Source organism: Candidatus Obscuribacterales bacterium (assembly GCA_036703605.1).
Lineage (GTDB): Bacteria > Cyanobacteriota > Cyanobacteriia > RECH01 > RECH01 > RECH01.
On record DATNRH010000617.1, the window covers coordinates 1 to 2513 of the forward strand.

The 2513-nt window shown below is 52.8% G+C and carries 1 protein-coding gene and 1 riboswitch; the gene reads right to left on the reverse strand.

Annotation, left to right across the window (positions count from 1 at the left end; translation table 11 throughout):
- Positions 1–324 precede the first annotated feature (324 nt).
- A complete protein-coding gene (locus tag V6D20_13130) occupies positions 325–1968 on the reverse strand; it encodes a cation:proton antiporter (GenBank protein HEY9816723.1) in 1644 nt (547 codons plus the stop codon).
- 100 nt (positions 1969–2068) lie between these two features.
- Positions 2069–2173: riboswitch (Fluoride riboswitch) on the reverse strand.
- Positions 2174–2513: the final 340 nt, after the last annotated feature.

Consider the following 2513-nt stretch of genomic DNA (forward strand, 5'->3'; position numbering starts at 1 on the left):
GAGCATTTTCCGTTGAGATAAAGGGAATGGCGGCGTATGAAGCTTTTCGTCAGGGACTGGTTGGAGTAGGATGATGAGGGCGATAGGGTCTACTACTTTAGCGTTGTTTGCCCATGATAGACCATAGGGTATGGCAGGTGCACGACTTGAGAGTTTAGACCAAACCAAATCATAGCAAATTCATTGCCATATCCCCACTGCTGAATCTGATTTCCGGCAGGGCTTATGGATGGGAACGATTCCTGCGGCTGAAGTAGCCTCATTCGGCAACGCCATTAAAGGTGCGGTGTTGCTGAATTGGAAGATGAACCTCTAGTTACAGAATTAGGTGCCCCCATGCGGCTCTCCAACAGATTCTGCTTCAACCACAAGCACAGGAAGACAGCTAGTTTCGACAATGGCTCGCGGTACAGAACCGACCAGTACGTCTTGGAATGAGCGGTGCCCACGCTTACCCACAATGATTTCCGCTACACCATAGTCTTGAGCGATGTGAATAATTGTTTCTGGGATCACGCCTTCTCGGATCAAAAACTGGTAACGAATGTCGGCTAAGGTGTGTTTTATTTGGTCTCGCAGCCACACCATGCCCGGTAAATCATCCATCTGTTGCACATATAGAACAATGACCTCGCCATCACTGCGTCGGGCCAGTTCGGCAGCTTTTTTCAGAACTTGGGGCGCTAGGGGCGACGTATCCACAGCAGCTAGCAGAATAATCCGTCGCTCGATTGCTACTTTAGTGGGATCTACCTCACCCTGCTCTAGGAGCTTGGGGGCAAAGGTGGGAATCGCCCATGCCCCTAGGGGCGCAGTCACTAAAATTGACAGGGCAGCGATCGCCAATATCGTTTCTCCGCCGGCAATACCCTGGGCTAGGGGAATTGCTCCGATCGCTGCCTGTACCGTGGCCTTGGCGGAGTTGCCGGGCAGCAGAAACAGACGCTCTTTCGCTGTCCAGTTACTGCCTAGAGTAGATAAGTACCAGCCTAGCGATCGCCCTCCCAGGGTTCCGATGGCTAAGACCAAGAGTCCTGTTAACAACGTATCGCCTAGTACGTCAAGCTGGATGCTAGCTCCTAGTAATACAAATAAGATAATCTCTGCGATCGCCCAGAGGCTATTAAAGCCACCGCGTAGTCGCCGAGCCAGGGGTGCATCTAGCTCAATTAAGAAAAATCCTGTTGCCATGACCGCTAGATAGCCAGAAAATATGGGTACCACTGCTGCCACAATCACCAGAAGCAGGGCGATGCTGGCGGTGACTAGAGAATCCTGAACCGCGTTTTGTGTCCAGTTTTGTTGGGCGAGTACGAAGACGAGAAGACGGGCCGTGATCCAACCTAAAAGCACACCCAACCCAACCTGGATCACCACCTGCACCGGCAGTAGATAGATGGCATGGACTGTGAATCCACCGGGTAGGGTGAGGATCGCATTTCCCTGGGAGAGAAATGACAGCAGGAGGCTAAACACCAGCAGCAATAAGACATCCGATAGGGCACTGCCGGTTAAAATGGCGTCGGGAATGCCCTTTTGGACGCCCCAACCTAAGCTTTTGAGCCGCAGCATAGCCGGTACAATCACTGCTGGCGACTCCGCTCCAATAATGCAGCCCAGCAGCAGCCCGGTGGCTAGGTCAAACTGAAAGAGCCAGATCGCCGCCAGCATGACCCCGATCGCTTCCCCCATGGCGGGTAAAAAACCTAGGCGCAGGGCCACCGTTCCCTGCTGGACGAGTTTCTCACGATCAAGTCCCAATCCAGCTTTCATCAGGATCACCATGATGGCAATGGTGCGCAAGGCATCCGCAGAGCCAAGAACCTCATCACTGAGAACATGACCCACCTGTGGCCCTAGAAGGATGCCCGCGATCACCATGCCAACCAAGGCTGGAGCCTGCCATCGCCGGGCCAGTTGCCCCGCGAAAAAGCCCATCAACAAAATCCAAACCATGCTTGCTAACATAGTGCCACTAGTGCCACGTTGAGGTTGATGAGGTGAACGTGGCTTGTGGAGGAAAAACTAAGGAAGCGATCGCCATAGCCCTACCTCTCCGCCCCAAGCCGGAAGAGTAGGAGCTATCAGCCATCTCGATCGCTTAAATCGGTAGAGTTGTCGTGACCGATATGAGCGCGGGGCGGTTTCGGCGAGCTCCATCGCCATCGCACTTTTTATACCATGTCTCGCTGGCTGAAGAAAAGGGTCAATCTTGGAGACGTGCGTCCAATCATCCCGATCTTGTCTTCCCAGAAACTGGTGCTAATGCCCTAGACCTAGCCTGCTTGAACCCTCCGTCAATCGTTCCCAAAATCACCATGCTCCCTTGATCAGAGAGGGTCATGGTTGGACTCTACTGAGAGAATTTCACCCTCCTGATCGAGAAACTTGAGGGGAAACCGAAGCTTAGTATCTCAGAATACTTTTTTGCGTCTACGCAATCGGTAGCGTGGGTGCTATTCCTACGAATTTTTACGGTCACTGCCCCCCTCGTATATCCTCCGTCAATCGTA

Coding starts and splice junctions, on each gene's coding strand:
- V6D20_13130 (HEY9816723.1), bottom strand. CDS start 1,968: ATGTTAGCAAGCATGGTTTGGATTTTGTTGATGGGCTTTTTCGCGGGG.